This window comes from Anaerocolumna sp. AGMB13025 (assembly GCF_029689925.1).
Lineage (GTDB): Bacteria > Bacillota > Clostridia > Lachnospirales > Lachnospiraceae > Anaerocolumna.
In genome coordinates this window covers 1,253,705-1,274,427 of sequence record NZ_CP121445.1, presented here as the reverse complement: position 1 = coordinate 1,274,427, position 20,723 = coordinate 1,253,705, and the positions used below count along the sequence as shown (strand labels likewise).

Here is a 20,723-nt window from a genome sequence, read left to right as displayed (position 1 = left end):
GAGTTAGTTACTCTTTACCGGCTGTTTTAATCAGTTCACCAAGTTTGTCGAGGTGTGTGGATACTTAAAGCTTCTGACTTTAATAAAAGTTATAATATACATACTCCTCTTTCGGAGCCTTTGCTTTCGTAATAACCGTATCGGTGAGCATAGGTATCTTCGTTCCCTGATAATCATATTCTGCAATGGTTCCTGTTACGGTAACCCATTCATTCTCTATTAATTCACCACTGTTTTTACTTTCCCGCTCCTTCCAGCACCAGTAGATTCTAATATTGTAGAACCAACTCGTAGGGATATATTCGTATGAATTACGTCACCGGTCTTAATATGAACCAGGTTTAGTATTAATCCGACAAGAATTCCCACCAAAATTCATGCTAAGGTTCTTAATACCGCCAACCAGGGTTTATCCGGAAAAGCATATAATAAAGATAAAAATACGAGGGGATTCACTGCCGCCGAGGTAAGCAAAAAGGTCATAGTCTGTGGAAGCGGCGTCTCTTTTCTTAAAGTCCGGACACAATGGGGACCAGCCCGCAGTCGCATATCGGCAGAAAAAAGCCTGCAATCGCCGCAAATAGAAAAGAACTGTAGTTTTGTCCCTAGAATCGTTTCATAAGCCAGCCAGACGGAATTAATATCTGAATCGCAGCTGATACGAAGGCACCCAGGAGAATGAAGGGCAGTGCCTCCATCAGGATGCTTAAAAAATTTGTCGAAGCGGATTGTATCTTATCATAAATACCACTTAACAATGGAAATGGCATCAGACATAATCCGAGCAAAATTAAAGCCAATATTATTATTCTTGAAGTGACTTTATGGCACTAAAGAAAAAAATAACTTAAAGCTCCTTTTTGGGTTAATTGCCTTTCTTAAACTTGTTTCCCTTTATCAAAAAGGTAAAGAGAAGGAAGATAACTCCTGTCAAAACAATCGTTCCGCCTGGTTTCAATCCCTTATAGTAAGAAAGTGTTAGTCCGGTAATGGTAAAAATAACTGCAAAAATAATGGAATAAACCAAGGTCTGTTTATAACTTTTTCCAAACTGCATTCCGCAGGTGACGGGTATTACCATAAGGGAGGATATAATAAGGGCTCCTACAGTTCTGGAAGCCACCGATACGGTCAGGGCCGTTAATATGGTAAAGAGGGTATTAATGCTCCTTACCGGCACTCCGGATAACTGTGCTGCCCCTTCATCAAAGGCCATATACATCAGTTCCTTATACAGCATAAGAAAAACAATAATAACAAGCAGACTGATCCCTACTACCAGCAAAAGTTCAAAATCCGTTATGGCAACAATACTTCCGAATAGAAAGCTGTTAAAATTGGAGGCATTGCTTACAAAACCAGATAATACACCGGCTAAACCTACACCGGCCGACATCACCACCGCTATGGAGATTTCCGAGTATTTGGGGAATCTCTTTCTGATAAACTCAATTCCAAAAGCTGCGATAATGCAGGTAACCGAAGCACCTAATACCGGATTAATCCCAAGGATTAATCCCAGGGCAACACCGGCTAAAGAAGTGTGGCTGAGCGCATCACCGGTCATAGACAGGCGCCTTAATACAACTATCATCCCGATACAGGGTATAATAACCGCAAGTAGAATTCCAACAATAAATGCCTTGCGCATAAAATCATATTGTAACAGCATCCCCATCATAACTTCCTTCCTCTGATTGCTTCTCTGCCTGAATCAGTTTTATCCCTTTATCTTTTATTTCGTATATTTTATTCATGTCTTTCCTGACACCGGAAAGACTGTGCGTAACCATAAGGATGGTCAGTCCGTTATCTTTGTTTAAACGGTATAGTAGTTGGTAAAGATTTTTCTCACTTTCCGAATCGATACCGGCTATGGGTTCATCAAGAATCAGAATATCCGGGTTATTCACAAGGGATTTTGCTATCATGACCCTTTGCTGCTGACCTCCGGATAATTTGCCGATCATCCTGTCCTTATATTCAATCATACCAACGGTTTCAAGTGCTTCCTCAGCCATCTTATAATGCTTTTGTTTCGCTCTTTTGAATAATCCGATACTTCCGTATAAATTAAGCATCACCACTTCCAGGACCGTAGCCGGGAAATCTCCCTTTACCGAAAGCCCTACCTGAGGAACATAACCTACATTGGTTTCTGTCCTGGTTATTGAACCGGTTTTAACAGGCAGCAAGCCCAGTATTAATTTTATCAGCGTACTTTTACCGGATCCATTAGAACCTACTATGCCGATATAATCACCCTTTTCAACCATAAGATTGATATTATCAAGAATCAGGCCGTCTTCATAGCCAAATTTCAGGTTCTTTATTTCAATACTGTTCATTGCCATCCTCCTGCTGCTGTTTTTTTGCTTATACATTAATTTAAGTTAACCATTATGGGCTTAATTACATCACTGGTTTTACAATATTACTGCTTAATAATCTTGGTGGCTTATATACTTTACTATTTTTATAACTTTGTTGCTTTTATTGCTTTGCTGCTTTTACTACATTGCTGGCTTCACTGCATGACCGCTTTTACTGCATTGCTGGCTTTACCGCATTGCTGGCTTTACCGCATTACTGGCTTTACCGCATTGCTGGCTTTACTGCATTGCTGGCTTTACTGCATTGCCGCTTTTACTGCATTACTGGCTTTACCGCATTGCTGGCTTTACTGCATTGCTGCTTTTACTGCAAGGCTTTGACTAACGCATTCAGATTCTCCTCCATAACGGATAGATAATCTTCTCCTGCATTTACCTGCTCCTGCGTAAGTCCTTCGAGAGGATTTAAGACATCCGTTGAGGCTCCGATTTCAGAGGCGATGGCTTGAGCCACTTTAGGACTGACTAGTTCTTCAAAGAATATAGTCTTAATATTTTTATTTCTGGCAAAATCAACGATTTCTGCCATTCGCTTCGCATCGGGTTCAGAATCTGCTCCTAGTCCTTCAATGGCCACCTGATTTAAACCGTAATCCGAACACAAGTAAGCAAATGCCTGATGAGCAACTACGATGTCCTTATCCGGAAGTTCAGATAATTTCTCCTTAAATTTTGCATCCAAGGCATCAAACTCTGCCCCATACTTCATAAAATTTGCTTCATAAAAATCCTTGTTATCAGGATCAGCTTTCACTAAGGCATTCTTTATATTTTCCATTTCTTTTTTTGCATTTGTTATGCTCAGCCATATATGGGGATCATAACTACTTCCCCCTTCCTCATCATTTCCCTGTATAAGGGTAATTCCATCAGAGGCATTTACTAAAAGCAGATCTTTATTTTCAAGAGACGCGGTAACCTGCTCTACCCAATGTTCCAGTCCTGCGCCATTATAGATAAGGATATTCCCTTTCTCAAGGCTTAATATATCCGTAGTAGCAGGCTCCCAGTCATGAGGTTCCGTTCCTGCCGGAACCAGATTCGTTACCTTTATTTTGTCACCGCCGATTTTAACGGCAAAATCATACAGAGGATAAAAGCTAGTATATACTTTTAATTTGCTGCCGGTATTTATCCCGTTATCTTCTATAGCGTTACTGCTTTCTGTGACTGCTTCGGTACTTTTTACAGGGGATTCTTCTTTTTTAGCACTACAGGCGGTAAATACTATACTTACAAGCAGGAAAATTGCAGCTGTTACATATTTTTTCATAATAAAGCACCATATCTTTCTTATTATTACAGATTGTTCTAATCATCCGGTTTCATCTTTCTATTAAACGCGAATGCAAATCATTTGCAATTAATATACTCCATAATTTCTTTTCTGTCAAGGTTCTAACAGAAAATCGCTAATATTTTAGCAGGAATCCGTCTTCATAATTTTTTCCTTCCTGGATTGACATGGCAATATTATTACTTTTTCTTGACAATTCATAAACTCTATTCTATGATTTGTAGAGAGAAATCATTAAATTTTCGTTAAAGGAGTGAATTACTTTGGATAACAAAACATTAAAATCTGCCGATTTAAAACAAACGAAAAAACGTATACTCATCTTATCCATACTGGAATCTGCCCCCACTGCCCTTACCGCAGAAGAAATCGCAGAATTGACTGTTAAAGATATGAAGATGAGCATTTCTACGATTTATCGTGCATTAAATGCCTTGGCGGATAAGAATGTAGTTAACAAATCTGTTCACCAGGACGGAAAAACTTATTATGAAATCAACAACCACACTCACACTCATTCCCTGCTGTGTACATTATGTAACGAAAAGATTCCAATAGAAGCTTGTCCACTAGAAAGTTTAGAATGTCTTCTTACAAAAGAAACCGGATATCTTATAACCGGACATAACCTGGAATTTTACGGAATATGCCCAAAATGTGCCCAGAAAAGAGCAAAAAATTAAGGCTGTTAAGTTATTCGTACCCTGCCAACCTGTAATTATGATTACTGGTTCAGCCGACTCCTCCTTACACAGCCCTTTCTTATTCTCCCCCGTACAGAATCATTTATACCGTCCCTTCTTCCGTAAACAGCAGAAAGGTCCTGTAGATATCTATAATACCAAATCCCCAGTCCTGATTGGGAAAAGGGATATTACTAAATCGTCTGGCACCGCTGACTACCATTCTGCGGATTATTACATTATTCATGACCGGAAGGTTTCCTCTTACAATTCCCCACTCTAAAAGCATGGCAGCCACGCCTGCCGCATGGGCGGCTGCAATTCCGGTTCCAGTGGCCCGGACCATGGTATTGCCAAAGGATGGTGCTTTAATATTTACACCAGGTGCCGCCACATCCGGTTTTAACCCATTATCTTTGGTATACCCTCTGCTGGAATTATAGTATAAGCTTTCATTAACCGGATTATAAGCAGTAACGGTTATGCCATTCACTGTATTACCCAATGAAGTAAGGGTGGTTTGATTGTTAGCATTAAAAAAATAAGTCTCTTCTGTTATAAAGCCATGCATAGGTAGCCATATATGATACCTGGTTGTCAAATCTCCGGTGCCGCTTACTATCAATCTCCATAATCCACTGGATGGATTCTTAAACCGCATGAGGATTAACTGGTCTCCGGTAATGGGTTCACTATTATTATTATCTATATATATTGTAGTGTCCTGAAAGACCACTTCCCTGGTTTCCTGTGGTCGTAAACTCTGAGGAATATGGGCTACAAATTCAAATTGGGGGGAGTAAATATCTACTTCAACTATGTTAGGAACATACCCCCATAATTCCATAGAGAAACCGGACTCATTCTCACCTACATTAAGTGCAATGATTTCCTTCTCTCTGGAAGGATTGATTTCTCCATAATAATGATGCCCTAAGTTTCCTTCATTTCCAGCAGCTGCCACAACAGATATTCCAACGGTATCTCCCACTTCCTGAAGATAACTGTCAAGGATGCTGACTCCGTCATGAGATCCCTGGTTCGTCCCCACTCCCAGACACACTACCATAGGCCGGTTCAGGCTCTTTGCTACCTGCAGCAGATAATCTACTCCCTGCATAATATCATTGGATTGAAAGCTGAGTGCATCCTGAGGTACTAGAAAGAAATTCTTTAAATAAGCCTTAGCTTCCTTTAATTTTACTACCACAAGCTCTGAATTAGGAGCCACTCCGCTAAATCCCGCTTCCTCTAAGTTTGTTCCGGCTGCTACTCCTGCCAGCATGGTTCCATGACCAATCATATCCTTGCTGGGCACTACAGAAAATGGATCTTTGCTTTGAAGGGCTTTGTTTATTTCCTCTCTTTGGTATTCTGTCCCATAATAAAAATTCTTTGGATAATTATCGCTTTCAATGGTCTGATCCCATATGGATACAATTCTTGTTGTCATATCATCATTTCGAAACGCCGTATTGGTATAATCAATGCCGGTATCTACAAATCCAATAAGAACACCATCCCCATATAAGTCATATCCTGCTTCACTACGCACCTGTGTAATACCGGAGGACTCCAGACTCACATAAGATAACAGCCCATATAATTTTGGAATGGTATAATAGCCCATTGTATAAACGCTGTTCATTGTCATATAACTGGCAGGAAGATATGCCACACCATATCTATTTTTAATGACCTGAAGGGAATAAGCTGTATCAGCTGCCACTGTATTAACCGCCTTCGTACCTTCAATAATAAAATCTGCATACTCACCGCTGGTTATTTTATATCTTTCCTCAGGGCTCATTTTTTTTACCGCCAAACTGCTTCTTTTATAAATTAATATGTCTATGTATTTAAAATATACCCTAATTTAGAGTGATGTCACCCTCTATATTTTTAAGAATTGCAACCTGGTCCGGCAGCTCATCCCGCTCTACGCTGATCTTAGTCCATACGCCAACCAGTTTTTTATTCGCATGGTGCAGATGATTATATAGATTTTCTTCATTGACCTTGCTATCTGCATTCACACATACCAGTAATTTATTAACTTTGTTAAAGTTATTGTTCTTACTAAGTATTTGAACCTCCTCTGATATTTTGTTAAGTAAGATAGTATCCTGCATGTCATGTTCCCTCCATTTTGTAATTAAAGTCTCATTCAGGTATCAATACACCAACAACCGGAAGCTGCGCAAGCATAGAAGATAACCCTCTGTGGCAGCTCATAAATTGACCGGTCAGGTCATTTCCCGCAGATAATCCAAAGTGACTGCCCCCTGACCAGGGAGCCTTGCTGCTAAGATCATAAACAACCCCATTCACCGCCACATAAGGTGGCTGTCCCCCGGTTCCGTTAAAGGTATGTAATTGCTCCAGTGTAAAAGTTCTTGTTTCAACCGGTTCTCCTATACCTGGCTGAGTTTCTGTCACCGGAGGTTGTGCCGGTTCTTCGGACTGTGCCGGTTCTGGAAACTGTGCTGGTTCTGGAAACTGTGCCGGTTCTGGAAACTGTGCCGGTTCTGCGGATCGTCCCGGTATGTCCTCTGGAATTGGTTCATTTTGTGAATAATTTCTTTGCGTATAGTGTTCCATCAGGCGGATTAAATCTTCCGTACGTTCTTTAATAAGGTCCTGATGATATTTTTTCTCATAAGGAGTTCCAAGGGCCTCCATTTGGCTGTAGTAGCTTATTTCCTTCTGAAATTGATAGATAATATCCCTTATTTCATATTCTCCCTTCATGTTAGCACCTTTCCTTTTCCTGTAATAAATCCAGATGATCAAAGACCTCTTTTATGATATCCTTTTTCTTTTTCTGCAACTCCTGGGTCAAACCAAACCCGAAGGTAATTTCCTTAATTTCAATGGCTAATATATCCCCCGCTAACTCCGGATAATACAACTTTAAAATATCTAACAGGTGATAGCTATGTTGGGTATGGCTTTTTTTGTCTGAAAAGCAATTGTTAAGCGGTAGCTTTGTTATGTCCCCCGGAGTTTTTCCATAGTTAGCCGCATCTAATATAACCAGCGTGTCCTGCTCCTTCACTTTAGAAATGCAATATCCAAAATCTGTCTCACCGTAGATTACATCGATTCCTTTTGCCTTTAGTGCTTCCTCCATTGCTTTTGCTATAAATATTCCTATACCATCATCCTTCATTAATACATTACCCATTGCAATCAATTTTACATTCATACAAACTCCCATTGCATAAAGTGGTTGTTACCCCTATTCCTTGTTTGGCAGCAATTCTAAGGTTATGCCGACCTGGATAAAGAAATATATTTCTTTCTTTATTTATATTAGTCCAAGGTCTATATTATACTTTTAATGTTGGAATTAAGTATCCACCGGCTTATATTTTGATTCCTTAAGCCGTTCTAATTGTTATCTTTGCAGATTATACCTCCCACCTCCCAGAGCTTTTGGTTTTATGGAGTGCTTTTTATTTTACAGAATGGTTCGGAGAACTTTTTCGTAAATGAACAAAGAGTCTGGCTCGCCAGACTCTAGCGCTGATGCACTGTCACGACAGTGACAATCTTCCTTAAGTGCGTCATGCGCATCCTGCCTGGAAGGCTTTTTATTGCATAGGTAAGTTCGAAGAAGTTTCCTATGCAATAAAAAAAGAGCCGCTGTAAATAGAACCTTTACAGCAGCCCTTCATGTATAAGAACTGTTTATGTGAGAATAGTTATAATCACACACAATTATTTTGTTTAGCTGATTAAAGATAAAATAGCTTTCTTAGGTTTTACCCCAACTGAACTTTCAACTACTTTACCGCCTTTTACGACTACCAAAGTAGGTATACTCATGATTTTAAAGGCTTCTGCCAACTCTCCCTCTTCATCAATATTAATTTTGCCTACTTTTACGGCCTCTTTTGTTTCTTCTGCCACTTCATCAATAATAGGAGCTACCATTTTACAGGGACCGCACCAGGATGCCCAAAAATCCAACAGAACCGTTTTATCTGAGTTTAAAACTTCCTTTTCAAAATTATTTTTTGTGATTTTTAAAACGCTCATATTCTTATCTCCTTTATAATTTATTGATTATAATTCTATTATACACAGAAACAAATTATTATCTGTGATGGAGTCACATAATTACATTATTTCATTCCATTTGATTATTATGGAATTGATTTCATCATGGATTCGATTTTCATTATGAATCTGTTTTCATCATGGATTTGATTTCATCATGGATTTGTTTTCATTATGGATTTGTTTTCATTATGGATCTGTTTTCATCATGGATTTGTTTTCATCATGGATTTGTTTTCATTATGGAATTGATTTCATTATGGATTTGATTTCATCATGGATTTGTTTTCATTATGGAATTGTTTTCATCATGGAATTGTTTTCATCATGGATTCGATTTCATTATGGATTACTATTACATGGATTGACAGTATGGGTATTACTTTTTGATTTTATAAGAGGTTATTGTCTTTCTGACACTGGATTTTGTTGATGTCGAAGTTAGGATGTAATATAAAAAAACATAATGAGATTTTTTATAAATTTATATTCAATTCTGTCACATCAGGGTATTTATTGTCATAGTATAATGTAGAGTTACCGATACCTTAGACTTAAGGATAGGAAGCTTAATATCATCCAAGGAGGATTGTTTATGTCAAGTGGATTTAGTGGAAATCAATTTTTTTTACCTCACATCTCAAGATTTATAGGTCAGACAGTAACAATTTTTACAACCAGCGGCGGCTTATCAGGTGGTGGTTTTACCGGTGTAATTTTAGCCGTTAATTGTGACTTCGTCCGCCTAGTAGTAAGGCAGGGCTCCGCACCGGCTAACCCGCTTACCGACAATTATTATAATGGCTGCGATGATAAACGATATGAACATTGCTGTTATAAAACAGGTGCAGTAGTAGATATTCCGATCGATAGGATCGCATCCTTCGTTCACAACGCTATCTAATAAAGGAGGTATTAATTATGTCATTTAATGATGGTTTCAATAATGGACTTGGTAATGAGAGATTTATTAATCATATTCGCCGCTTTATAGGTGAAACAGTAACTATTTTTACAGCCAGCGGCGGTGAATCCGGATCAGGTTTTACCGGAGTTATTTTAGCAGTTAACTGTGATTTCGTAAGATTAGTAACAGACCAGGGATCAGCCCCTACTTCTCCGATCGAGCCAATCTATGATGAATGCGACAACAATGGTAACTATAATAACAATATGAATTATGACCGCCGTCACTGCTACAATGTTGGTTCCGTAACCGATATTCCTATTGATAAGATAGTAGCATTCGTTCATAATGCAGTATAATTATTAATAGACAGACGCAATTTTAAATAATTATAATCTAGCTGCTAAATAAGATCTCCTAACCTATAAAAGAGATTGTCTTATGCAATTGGTATTACTCCTTACCGATATGCTTTCTGAAAAAAGCTATCCTTCTAAAGAAGTTAATATCACAGCTTAAGGCAATCTCTACAATTTTACTAACCCTTATCTTATATGGTAAAGCCAGCTATTTCCTCCTGAAGCTTAATAGAACTCTCACGGGTTAATGAGACATGATTGGTTATATCACCTGACTGGGTGGTAATACTGGCGACTTTTTCAGCTATTTCTCCAGTTCCCACTGCGCCTTCGCAAGCTGCTAAGGAAACCTCGTTAATTGCATGGATGACATTCCCAATGGAGGCCAATAATTCTTCCGAGGTGGCACTGAAATCTGTAATCAGATTGTCAACATATAGTGCATCCTCATTGTAGGCATCTGCAACTTCCATGAACTTGGCAAAGCTATCTGAAATATCTTTTGACACAAACTCCAGTAATGCATTAGAATTCCCTGAGAGGTTGTCCACTGCCTCTGTTACTTCTCCGGTTATCGCCTGAATCCGTTCTACCATATTCTTTGACTGCTCAGCCAGGTTACGTATCTCTTCCGCAACTACAGAAAATCCTCTGCCGGCTTCGCCTGCTCTGGCTGCCTCTATAGCAGCATTTAATGCCAGCAGATTTGTCTGGGCCGTAATTCCCATTATGGCTTCCGATAATACATTGATCTCTGTTACAACTTTTGACTGTTCCAGTGCTTCTTTTAGTTTACCCTGAATCTCAGTACGAACGTTCTTTACCAGTTCCTGTGATTTTCTAATATCAATTCTGTTATCTTTTGCACGTTTAGTTATTTTAATTACCTGAACAGCCCCTTCCTGGGCTTTTTCCGCAATACTTCTGGTTGCTGCTTCTATCTCAAGGGAGGAGGAATTCATTTCCTGAGCTGAGGCTGCTGTCTCTTCCATACTTGCTGCCAGTTCTTCTGTTGTAGCAGATACGTCTTCAATATTACTATTTAACTCTTTCATATTAGTATTTACCTTGTCTACTACTTGAATAATCTGATCTGCTTCTGTTTTGGTACTATCTACTAAACCAGCTACGGAGTGCTTCATGGATTCTAAATCCTTAACCAGCTCACCAAAATCATCTTTCCGTTTCTTGTAACTTTCCTGTATCTCTACTTTAAAGTTGCCGGTGGCAAGTGTATTCAAATACTTTCTTATGGTCAGGAATGCCTGGTTTAAATTTCTGGTCATATATGCTGTGAATAAAACCGATAGAACGAAACCTATGATAAAAATCGTAATAAAGGTTGCAATGCTTGCATTAATCGCATCTTTTTCTTTCTGCGCCATTGCATTTACCCTATTATCTATATAATCAATATAGTTGCCGGTTCCAACTACCCACCCAAAGGGTTCAAAAGCAACACTGTAACTCCGCTTTGGTAAAGCCTCCGTCTCACCAGCTTTGGGAAACCAGTATTCTGTAAAGCCGCCGCCTTCCTTTCTGCCATTCGCTATAATATTCTCCATATAAGGATACCCATTCTCATCAATGTTTTTCATCCGGTTTGTGCCTTCCGTATCCTTACCCAATAGTACAACATTATCGCCGTCATAGGTATCTGCCCAGAAATATCCTCCGTCACCGTAGCTTAATCCCCTAAGTAAATCGGCACCGATCTTTTTCGCTTCTTCTAAAGTAAATTCACCTGCATTGGATTTATCATAGATACCCTTTAATAATGAAATTGCATTCTCAACCTGGTTTTTAATGTTATTATCATAATTCTGCCTTATACTGCTTTCCAGGGTTTTTACATTGACCTGCAGTACCTTTTCCTGGTTAATAATAGATATAACCCCTATGAGCACCGCTACGGATAATAAAAACGCTGATAAAAATAATACCTTTGTTTTAACCTTTAGATTGCTTAGCTTCATTCATTTTTCCTCCCATTTTACGTTTACAGTAATGGAAATAAATATTTTTTGAACTTAATATTATTCATTACTTATATATAATTATTCTACATTATTCTACACAATATTACAATATATTTTAAAATAATTGGTAATTCGTTTTTATCAGTAATAATGCTAAATCTGGAGGAATTTACAATTAAACATTGTAAATTTTTCATTTTTTGTTCAACTATTGTAGTTTATTTGTGGTATATTTGGTAAATTCAATAGTGAGCTATATTATATTAAGACATTTTCACAAAGCATGCAGAAAAACGCTCAAAAGGTTTATTTTAAACACCTTCTGAGCGTTTTTATTGGAATAGTATAAAAAATCGTTTATTTCTATTATATTTGTATATTTATTCACTCTTGTTTTTACTGGTAATTTTATTACGATATTCATTGGCAGAGGTACCAAGAATTTTTTTAAATACCCTTGAAAAATGTGCCATATCAATAAAACCAACCATTTCTGCTATATCACCGATCCTAAGGGCTGGATCTTTTAACAGTTTCTGAGCTTCTTTGATTCGGATATGATTTAATATTTCTGAGAAATTCTGTCCCATATGACGGTTTAGTAACTTACTTAAGTGCCACTGACTGATATAGGTTTTCTCAGCTACTTCAGAAAGCGTAAGCTTGTGTGCATAATTTTGTTCTATATACCGTATGGCATTGTTAACGATGAAGCTACTGGCCGTATTATCTGTCTTTAATTCTTCCCCTGTAAGTTCCTCTGGAGAATCCGAATCAATATGTTTGGCTGCCAGATTACTTACCATGGCTTTGATTGCTTCAATGATTTCGTCCATATTGGAGGGCTTTAGCAGATATCTGGTTACACCAAGCCGGATGGCCTTCTGAGCATAATCAAAATCCCGGTAGCCCGTCAATATGCTGATTTCTGTATTGGGAAATTCTGATTTTAGTCCGGCTACCATACTAAGACCGTCAAGTCCCGGCATTGCTATATCGGAAAACAGGATATGGGGCTGCTGTTCCCTGATTACTTCTGCACCTTCTATACCGTCATTGGCAGTAGCCACTATTTGACAGCCGAATTTATCCCAGGGTACCATTCTTGAAATCCCTTCAACTATGATTGGTTCGTCATCAATAATCACAACTTTATACATAGTTCCCCCTTTCCCTGTAATGCCACAATAATTTTGACTAAACCTGAAACAGTGATATCATCAAGTGTTTTATATAATTTTACCCTTTGACTGCTCCGGCTGTCAATCCTTTGATGATGTTCTTTTGCAAAAATATGTAAACAATCAACACCGGTACTACAATCAAAGCTACGGAAGCAGCCATAAGTCCATAATCGGTTCCGTATCTGGAACTGATTTCATTTAGCAAGGTACTGATTGGGTACTTTGTTCTCTTTCTGATCATAATCAGCTGGGTAAATAAATCATTATAGGACCATAAAAAGCAAAAAATTGCAACTGTAGCCATGGAGGGTCTTGACAGGGGTACGATAATTCTTGTAAATACTCTGCTGACTCCGGCCCCTTCCATATAAGCCGCTTCTTCCATCTCCAGGGGCAGACCTCGTAAAAATCCCATCATAACAATGGTTGCAAAGCTTAAGTTACCTGCCACTTGGGGTAAAATTACACTTAAGGGCTTATTAAGCAGGTCCAGTCCAGTCATCATCTTAAACACCGGTATAATGGTAGAAAAAGCTGGAAACATCAGGCTTGAGACTATCAAGGCATTAATAAATTTCTTTCCCCTGAAATTATACCGGGTCAGGGCAAAGGCCATCATGGTGGATAAAATCATAACACTCAGGGTTACACTGCCTGATATGATAAAACTGTTTTTATAAGAAACCAATATATTTTGCTTACTAAAAGCATTGGTATAATTATCAAGAGTGAATTCCTTTGGAAGGGAAAAGGTACTATTTACAACTTCTCTGGAGGGTTTAAAGGAATTATTTAACACCCAGACGAAGGGAAATATTGTGGTAAAGGCCCAGAAGATAAGGATTATGTAAATAACCAAATAGGCTGGGGAAAACTTTTTCTTCTTTTTTGCTGTTAAACCGGACAACGTTACACCTCCTTACAGATTTGCATCGGGTTTTAGTATTTTAGATGTGATTTGAGCTACTACCAGACCAAATACTACAATCAATAAAGCAATGGTGGAACCATAGTCGATATTGCTGATGGTAAAGGTCTGCTCATACATGTAGGTGCCAAGAAAATGGGTCAGCCCCTGAGGCGCTCCCTTTGGAACTATGACCCAGGGCAGGTCAAATACCTTTAAGGCACCGGTTACGGCTAACGTCACACAGGTGCAGATCACACCTCTAAGCAGGGGAACCGTGATATAAAATACCTGCTTAAATTTAGAACATCCGTCAATGGAGGCTGCTTCATAAACTTCATCGGATATATCACTTAAGCCCGTCAGCATTATAACAAAATAGAAACCGACATAACTCCATAAGGTCGGTATGGAAACCATAATAAAGGCAATGCTTGGAGCCAGCCAGTTAACCGGCTTCATATCGAATGCTTTTAATAATTGATTCAACATACCCCCGTTATAATTGTAAAATAGTTTAAAAATAAGACCAATTGCAGTTGCAGATATTACGATTGGAAAGAAATACACCGTACGGAAGAACTGCTGCCCCCGCTTTATGTTACTTACCAGAACAGCCAGTACAAATGCAATTCCCACCTGAAATACAATGGTCAGTCCCATCATTTTAAAGGAATTTAGTATGGCAATTTTTACTTTCGGATCCATAAACAGCTTCTTAAAGTTATCTAGTCCAAGGAATCTCCATTCCTGACCCGGCATCCTGACAAAAGAAGTCATATCATAAAAACTGTTAATTATATTTTCTACAAAAGGCTCATAAAGAAATACCAGCATTAATATAAAGCCAGGTAGCAAAAAAGCCAATAGGGGTAATTTCTTTTTATAAAGCATGGATATCCTGCCTTTCTATTTATTCTTACTAAATTCAAACTTCGTAGTTATTTCTATTGGTATACTTGATTAAATCTGCTATCGGGCAATTGAGAAATCATTAAACCGGTTATGTTTCAAAAATTTTCTGATTCAAGGAGAAGCTTTAAAAAACATAACTATGCTTTCGAGCTGGGTTTCGAGCTGATTTAATCAACTATTTCACTGCGATGTTTGACCATAATTTTATCGTTCTATATTATCTGTATGTTTTCCATAATATCTTCTATATGATAAAACAGAGGGGCGGATTAAAAACCCCTCTGCCTTACTATAATTAGTACACCCTTTTATTTGCTTGCATTTACTGATAATACTTCATTTAATAAATCTTCCGGTTTCACATCCCCGGTTGATACACCAACAATACCGGCAATTAAAGTATTATAAGCTTCCTGTGAAAGTCTTGAATCAGTAGGAGCACTGATACTGGTTGCTGCACTGCTGTAGTTAAGACCGGAAACACCAAGAGGTGTCATGTTGGCAATAGGTTCAACTGCGCAGGCTGCCTGGCCGTTGCCATTCCAGTACTTGGTTACAGAGTCTTTATTTGTATGAGCCATGACAAATTTAACAGCTGCATCTCTCTTATCCGGATCATCCCAGGCTTTTTTGGTAATATAGAAACCGGAGGAAATACCTCCTACCATAGCACCGGCAGGAGCTTTACCACCAGGTATTGTAGGGAATGTAACTACGACTGTATTGTCTTGATCTGGAATACCACCTGCATACCAGGAACCATCTAACTGCATTGCTGCCTGTTTATTTTTAAATAATTCCCCTGCTAAATCATTGTCAATGGTATCCGTATCTTCTGGGAATGCGCCTAAATCTCTTAAAGTTTTAAACATGGAAAGTCCTTTTGCCCAGTCCTCAGGAGCCTGAGTCGGAACAGTTGCATAACCCTCTGGACCTGCTGCGGAGAGCATCAGGAATTCTACCCAGTAATGAGGTACATTGTTAAGGGAAACTGCAATCGGAACGATTCCATTTGCTTTAAATGTATCAATAGCCTTTAATAATTTATCCCAGTCTGTAGGGAGTTCAAGGCTGTATTTATCGAATAAATCTTTGTTGCAGAATAAACCTTCCCAGTAACCGGTGGTTGGTACTGCTCTTTCAACACCATCCGGATTAGCGGCTGCTTTTAAAGCTGTTTCTAAGGTGTCTTTTGCATAATCAGGATACTGTGCTTTGATTTCATCAAGGGAGACAAATTTATTTGCTGCTAATACATCACTTGCATTGGCATCGGTAAAGTACTGGATTACATCCGGTTCATTGCCTACTGCAAAGTCAGCTGCTATTTTTGTTTTCCAATCCTGGTCGGAAGACTGTGAGTCATCTTCTAAGGTTATGTAAGAATTATCTTTCATGAATTGATCGTTGATTCCCTGGTAGGTAGCTGCATTGGGATCAGTACCGCCAAACATGGATACGGTGGCAAGGGTAACAGGATTCTTGGCCGCCTCCGTGGGTGCTGCTTCCGTGGGTTCTGCTGTTTCTGCGCTTTCAGCAGACGGGGTTTCCGTAACAGTGCTTTGATCAGTTTCCTGCGCTGTTTCTTTCGCATCCTTCTTATTACCGCATCCGGTCATAAGTGATGCCATTAATACGACTGTTAAAAGAATGGATAAGAATTTTTTAACATTCTTCATAAATTGTTTCCTCCCTAAAGATAATGTTTTTTCTACAACTCCATGAGATACTTAGCTTTAAAGGGTGTGGCTTCCTGTAAAAGTTTTTATACTCTCATTGGTATAACTGTATTATACTAACAATTATTACAAAATACATTTGTTCATCTTGACATTATTTGTTCATTCTTGCTATATTTAACATTGATTTACAAAATCAATCATATTGAGGGGGGGCGAACGGGAAATACAGGCAATTTTTTTGGGGGGTTTAAAGGGTGCGGCAGCTTTCGGGTTGGTTATCCCAGGTTTGCATTGGAAAGAACCCCTATGGCACTAGAGTTCCAGAAATTGCTTAGAACAGACCCCCAAGGGGAAAACTCACTGCGTTCAGACAGTTCCCCTTGGGGGTCTTGGCGCATTTTCTGAAACTCAAGTGCCATATGGGAACCTTTCCAATGCAAACCTGGGATAACCAACCCGAAAGCTGCCTTAGTCTTTGAATACTGCAAATTGGGATTCCTAGTTTTTGAGGATGAACTGGGGTCAAATGATTAGCTTTTTCTAGTATAATTGTTAATTACCGGAACCTAAATTATTATTAGTTGCAAACTTCTTTTCATATTTGTCAAATGCATGATTCAAATATTCTTCCAAGTTGTTCCACTTGCATTTGCGATTATTTTACTTAAAATCAGGGTTATTGAGTATGTTATTTAGTAGTTTTCCTTTTTCGGAATCCAGGGGCATTTCGAAAGGGATTGTTATGGTGGAGACGGTATCGACTTCCTCGTAGGGGAGGATGGTAAGACCGTATTCTTCTCCGTATATTAGTTTGATTCTTTCGTTTACGTTACGGATTCCCAGGGAAATGTGTTTTCCTTTTCCGGTTGTTATGCTGCCGGTTTTTCCGTCCAGTATGTCTTTGACTCGGTCTATGTCGGCTTGGGTCATGATTTTTCCGGAGTTGATAATTTGGAGGATTACGTTATTCTTTTCTTTATAGACTTTTAGTTTTATGGTTCCGCTTTTTACGGCTTCGATTCCGTGGACTACGGCATTTTCAAGGAGGGGCTGGAGAATTAGCTGGGGGACTTGAAGTTGGAGTAACTCCTGGTCTACTTCTTTTTCTACCCGGAGTCTTTGGCCAAAGCGCATGGATATGATGTAGAAGTATGCATCGGCACAACGCAGTTCTTCGGCTAGGTTGATGAGTCTTTTGTTGGAACGGTCCATACTGTAATCAAGTAAGGTGGCAAGGGCCTCTATCATTTTAGAGACAGCGACGTCTCCGGCCATTCTGGCCTGCCAGTTCATCATTTCCAGGGTGTTGTTTAGGAAATGAGGGTTAATCTGGGACTGGAGGGCTATGATTTTGGCTTCTTTTCGGGCCAGTTTTTCGTTATAGGCATAATCAAAAAGATATTTTACCTCGCTGGACATTCGGTTAAAGGAGTCCAAAAGGTATGAAAATTCCGCATTGGGCATAGGATCTCCTTCTATCTGCATACCGATTTTACCCTGTTCTACTTCTTTGGAGGCTTCTATCATTCTTCCCATTGGGGCGGTTATATGTCTGGCTATAAAGTAGAGCATGTAAATGAATACAGGGATAATGATTAAAAAGATAAGTATCATGATGTAACTTAAAGCCGTTAGCTCGGAATATATGGTATTCTTATTGGCTATTAATACTGCTCCAAGGTGGTAATCATCGAATTTCTGCTGATAGATTAAGGCAGTGTAGACGTTATCTTCTACTTTAGATAACTTTCGGTTTTGCTGTTTGGAATAAGTTAACTTTAATTTATTGATGATGGAGGACATGGTATTTTCTTTTTCATCGGTATCATACAGTATCATAGAGGAGGTATCATCGATGAAAAATCCCAGATCATAATCTTTATTCAGGGCAATGCCTTCAAAGAGCTTGTTCGTATTTAATTCCACCACTAAGGTGCCGAACTTGGTATAGTTGGTGGTGGTGTAGAGATTTCTGATGATATAAATTTTACCATTGATGATTTTAACATGGGCATCCGAGGTGTCCTGTAAGGTTATCTTATTGGCTTCTGCTCTGACATAATCATTGAAGGTATTGATATAACTGGTTGGTTTTCTTGAGGTATAATAAAGCCTGTCCGGTGCGTCACAGAGATAAAAGATTGACATAATAAAACGGTTGTCATTATAATATTTGCTTTTTAGATTACCAATGACCTCTTTATAAAACTGGGCATCGGATATCGTCCCGGATTTTAACTTTTTCCAGGCCTTTTCTATTATTAATTCATAGGAAGTTTTTTTAGAGATGGTGATTGCTTCATCGAGTTTCTGGGCATGAAAGGAGGTAAAGTTTTTTAGTCCTTCTTCCATTAAGGTCTCTGTTTTATCCATTACACCTTTTCTGTAATACAAGGTCATAAATAAAAAGATAATCATAATCGGAACAATCCAACAGATTACTACCAGAAAAAGCAGTCTTCTTCTTAAAGAAATGGGTTTTTTCATAAGATTACGTTTCTGTCCCTTTTCTTTTTTACCAATTCTCATCCCAAAATACCTCCGCAGAAATAGTTAAACATCCGTTTTCCAAATATGATTTAATCCTTCCTCTTTTTATTAAAAAGCAAAGAAGAAATGGGCCATCCCAGGAGAACAGCCCATCATTGTGTCTTACCTTATTATAGCATATGTTATGAAAACCGGCTACCAATAACCGGAAATGTCAGTATAAACTTTACAAACTTTCAATTTTGTGTTGGTGGGAAAGGTGCTAAATTGAATTTATATACCCTCGTATTTATTCCAAACACAAAATTGAACTTTTGACTCAAATCATATTTATCATATTTATGTATCATATAAATTCATATCATTTAATTTATATCATTTAAATTTATATCATTTTAATGCATATTCCCTTATATCGTTCCCATTTTGATGCTTCAAACCTAAAAAGGTTTCATAGATTTCACAAAGTGTTACGGCATCAGAAGCCTCCGGCATCTCACAAAAGATACGAAGAAGAGGTTCGGTTCCTGAAAATCTGGTTATGATCCACCCGCCGTTTTTAAAGTAAATCTTACAGCCGTCTAAATAAGAGATTTTATCCACCTCAAAGGGTATGTCAGGGAGGCATTTATCCACCAGAAGCGTTTGAAAGATCTCATCTTTTTTCTCCTGGTTGAATTTATAATCCCTCTCTTCCATATAAATGGTGCCGCATTCCCCTTCTATCTCCCGAATGATCTGGGATAAATTCTTGCCGGTTACAGCAATCATCTCAATTAAGAGAGCTGCCGCATAGATGCCGTCTTTTCCATTAATGTGGCCTCTTACCGTTAAACCACCGGAGGATTCACCGCCGATTATAGCATTGGTTTCCTGCATTTTAGCGGATATATATTTAAACCCTACGGGAACTTCATAGCATTTCTCACCAAAGCTTTCGGCAACTTTATCAAGCATATGGGTAGTTGCAATGTTTCTGACCACGGCACCGTGCCAGCCTTTGTATTTTACCAGATAATAATAAAGTACTACTAACAGGTCATTTGGATGAAGGAAACGCCCCGTATCATCAATAACTCCAATCCGGTCGGCATCTCCATCGGTGGCTATTCCGATGTCCATATTGTGATCTACCACATAGTTTTTCAGGCTTTTTAATGTCTCGGCCGACGGAGACGGAAGTTTTCCTCCAAATAAGGTATCATGCCTGTCATGGATGGTATTGACTTCGCACCTGGCTGTTAAGAGAATCGTCTTTAAGGAGGTCTCGCTGACTCCGTACATGGGGTCTAAAGCAATCCGTAAGCCCCTGTTCTTAATGGCCTGCATATCTATGGCACTGATGATATTATCCAGATATTCATTCAGAGGGTTTATCTCCAGAATCAGACCGGCTTTCAGGGCTTTTTCGTATTCCATGCCCGCTACTTCCTCTTCTTTTACATCCTGAATATAATTCTCGATGTCCTGTGTCTGGATTTCATCCGCGTCCCGGCCGCCAAAGGTAAAAACCTTAATGCCATTATATACAGCCGGGTTATGGCTGGCGGTAATCATCATGCCGTAATGGAATTCATGCTCCATGACGTAATACATGATAAGGGGAGTCGGTGAAGACCGGTTAATCAGATAGGTGGTAATCCCTTCTGCGGCAAATATTTCACCGGCCCACTTCATTGCCTCCTTGGATAGAAAACGCCTGTCATATCCGATGGCAATTCCGTTTTCCGTAACACCTTCATTGATCATTTTCATTGCCAGAGCCTTTGATAACTTTTGTATGTTCGATTTGGTAAAATCTTCTCCTATAATGGCTCTCCAGCCACCTGTACCAAACTTTATCATCTTGCAACCTCCTTTGA

Annotated in this window: 19 protein-coding genes; 3 read left to right on the top strand and 16 right to left on the bottom strand. The window is 38.8% G+C overall.

All coding sequences use genetic code 11. From position 1 onward, the window contains the following. Positions 1-79: 79 nt before the first annotated feature. From QA584_RS28810 to QA584_RS05330, 4 genes are all read right to left on the bottom strand, one after another. Positions 80-187, bottom strand: a complete 108-nt coding sequence (locus QA584_RS28810; protein ID WP_442870352.1) for a hypothetical protein — start codon at positions 185-187, stop codon at positions 80-82. A 678-nt stretch (positions 188-865) separates the two neighbouring features. Next, positions 866-1,681 (bottom strand): metal ABC transporter permease, encoded by an 816-nt coding sequence (locus QA584_RS05340; RefSeq protein ID WP_331487843.1) that lies wholly within the window; start codon positions 1,679-1,681, stop codon positions 866-868. Further along, the gene (locus QA584_RS05335) at positions 1,656-2,348 is read right to left on the bottom strand and encodes a metal ABC transporter ATP-binding protein (RefSeq protein ID WP_278273472.1); all 693 of its coding nucleotides are present in this window, start codon (positions 2,346-2,348) and stop codon (positions 1,656-1,658) included. The genes QA584_RS05340 and QA584_RS05335 overlap by 26 nt, the downstream gene beginning before the upstream one ends. A gap of 349 nt (positions 2,349-2,697) precedes the next feature. Then, positions 2,698-3,666 (bottom strand): metal ABC transporter substrate-binding protein, encoded by a 969-nt coding sequence (locus QA584_RS05330; RefSeq protein ID WP_278273471.1) that lies wholly within the window; start codon positions 3,664-3,666, stop codon positions 2,698-2,700. 287 nt (positions 3,667-3,953) lie between these two features. On the opposite strand from QA584_RS05330, the gene QA584_RS05325 reads away from it, so the two are divergent. Further along, positions 3,954-4,373, top strand: coding sequence for a Fur family transcriptional regulator (locus QA584_RS05325; RefSeq protein WP_278273470.1), 420 nt, complete (start codon positions 3,954-3,956; stop codon positions 4,371-4,373). Positions 4,374-4,476: 103 nt separating this feature from the next. On the opposite strand, the gene QA584_RS05320 is transcribed toward QA584_RS05325, so the two are convergent. The 5 genes from QA584_RS05320 to trxA all read right to left on the bottom strand — a co-directional run bounded on the left by QA584_RS05320 (position 4,477) and on the right by trxA (position 8,417). After that, positions 4,477-6,183, bottom strand: coding sequence for a S8 family peptidase (locus QA584_RS05320; protein WP_278273469.1), 1,707 nt, complete (start codon positions 6,181-6,183; stop codon positions 4,477-4,479). A gap of 61 nt (positions 6,184-6,244) precedes the next feature. Beyond that, positions 6,245-6,505, bottom strand: a complete 261-nt coding sequence (locus QA584_RS05315; RefSeq protein WP_278273468.1) for a hypothetical protein — start codon at positions 6,503-6,505, stop codon at positions 6,245-6,247. A 31-nt stretch (positions 6,506-6,536) separates the two neighbouring features. Continuing rightward, on the bottom strand, positions 6,537-7,124 hold the full coding sequence (locus QA584_RS05310; protein ID WP_278273467.1) for a cytochrome b5 domain-containing protein: 588 nt from the start codon (positions 7,122-7,124) through the stop codon (positions 6,537-6,539). Between the two features lies 1 nt (position 7,125). Then, the gene (locus tag QA584_RS05305; protein WP_278273466.1) at positions 7,126-7,581 is read right to left on the bottom strand and encodes a hydrogenase maturation protease; all 456 of its coding nucleotides are present in this window, start codon (positions 7,579-7,581) and stop codon (positions 7,126-7,128) included. A 524-nt stretch (positions 7,582-8,105) separates the two neighbouring features. Then, positions 8,106-8,417 carry a thioredoxin gene (gene trxA / locus QA584_RS05300; RefSeq protein WP_278273465.1) on the bottom strand — a complete coding sequence of 104 codons (312 nt, stop codon included), beginning with the start codon at positions 8,415-8,417 and terminating at the stop codon, positions 8,106-8,108. A 616-nt stretch (positions 8,418-9,033) separates the two neighbouring features. Between trxA and QA584_RS05295 the strand changes: the two genes are divergently transcribed. Together QA584_RS05295 and QA584_RS05290 are read left to right on the top strand one after the other, a co-directional pair. Further along, on the top strand, positions 9,034-9,342 hold the full coding sequence (locus tag QA584_RS05295) for a hypothetical protein (protein WP_278273464.1): 309 nt from the start codon (positions 9,034-9,036) through the stop codon (positions 9,340-9,342). A gap of 17 nt (positions 9,343-9,359) precedes the next feature. Beyond that, positions 9,360-9,704 carry a hypothetical protein gene (locus tag QA584_RS05290; protein ID WP_278273463.1) on the top strand — a complete coding sequence of 115 codons (345 nt, stop codon included), beginning with the start codon at positions 9,360-9,362 and terminating at the stop codon, positions 9,702-9,704. 191 nt (positions 9,705-9,895) lie between these two features. Here QA584_RS05290 and QA584_RS05285 read toward each other — a convergent pair whose 3' ends face one another. The 7 genes from QA584_RS05285 to QA584_RS05255 form a co-directional block, all read right to left on the bottom strand. Then, positions 9,896-11,680, bottom strand: a complete 1,785-nt coding sequence (locus QA584_RS05285; protein ID WP_278273461.1) for a methyl-accepting chemotaxis protein — start codon at positions 11,678-11,680, stop codon at positions 9,896-9,898. Between the two features lie 383 nt (positions 11,681-12,063). Then, the gene (locus QA584_RS05280; RefSeq protein ID WP_278273460.1) at positions 12,064-12,843 is read right to left on the bottom strand and encodes a response regulator transcription factor; all 780 of its coding nucleotides are present in this window, start codon (positions 12,841-12,843) and stop codon (positions 12,064-12,066) included. 79 nt (positions 12,844-12,922) lie between these two features. Beyond that, positions 12,923-13,774 carry a carbohydrate ABC transporter permease gene (locus QA584_RS05275; RefSeq protein WP_278273459.1) on the bottom strand — a complete coding sequence of 284 codons (852 nt, stop codon included), beginning with the start codon at positions 13,772-13,774 and terminating at the stop codon, positions 12,923-12,925. Positions 13,775-13,786: 12 nt separating this feature from the next. Next, positions 13,787-14,668, bottom strand: coding sequence for a carbohydrate ABC transporter permease (locus QA584_RS05270; RefSeq protein WP_278273458.1), 882 nt, complete (start codon positions 14,666-14,668; stop codon positions 13,787-13,789). Positions 14,669-14,997: 329 nt separating this feature from the next. After that, entirely contained in the window at positions 14,998-16,368 is a 1,371-nt protein-coding gene (locus QA584_RS05265) for an ABC transporter substrate-binding protein (RefSeq protein ID WP_278273457.1), read from the bottom strand. Between the two features lie 663 nt (positions 16,369-17,031). Beyond that, positions 17,032-18,900 carry a sensor histidine kinase gene (locus tag QA584_RS05260; RefSeq protein ID WP_278273456.1) on the bottom strand — a complete coding sequence of 623 codons (1,869 nt, stop codon included), beginning with the start codon at positions 18,898-18,900 and terminating at the stop codon, positions 17,032-17,034. Between the two features lie 351 nt (positions 18,901-19,251). Then, positions 19,252-20,706 (bottom strand): phosphoglucomutase/phosphomannomutase family protein, encoded by a 1,455-nt coding sequence (locus tag QA584_RS05255; RefSeq protein WP_278273455.1) that lies wholly within the window; start codon positions 20,704-20,706, stop codon positions 19,252-19,254. Positions 20,707-20,723: the final 17 nt, after the last annotated feature.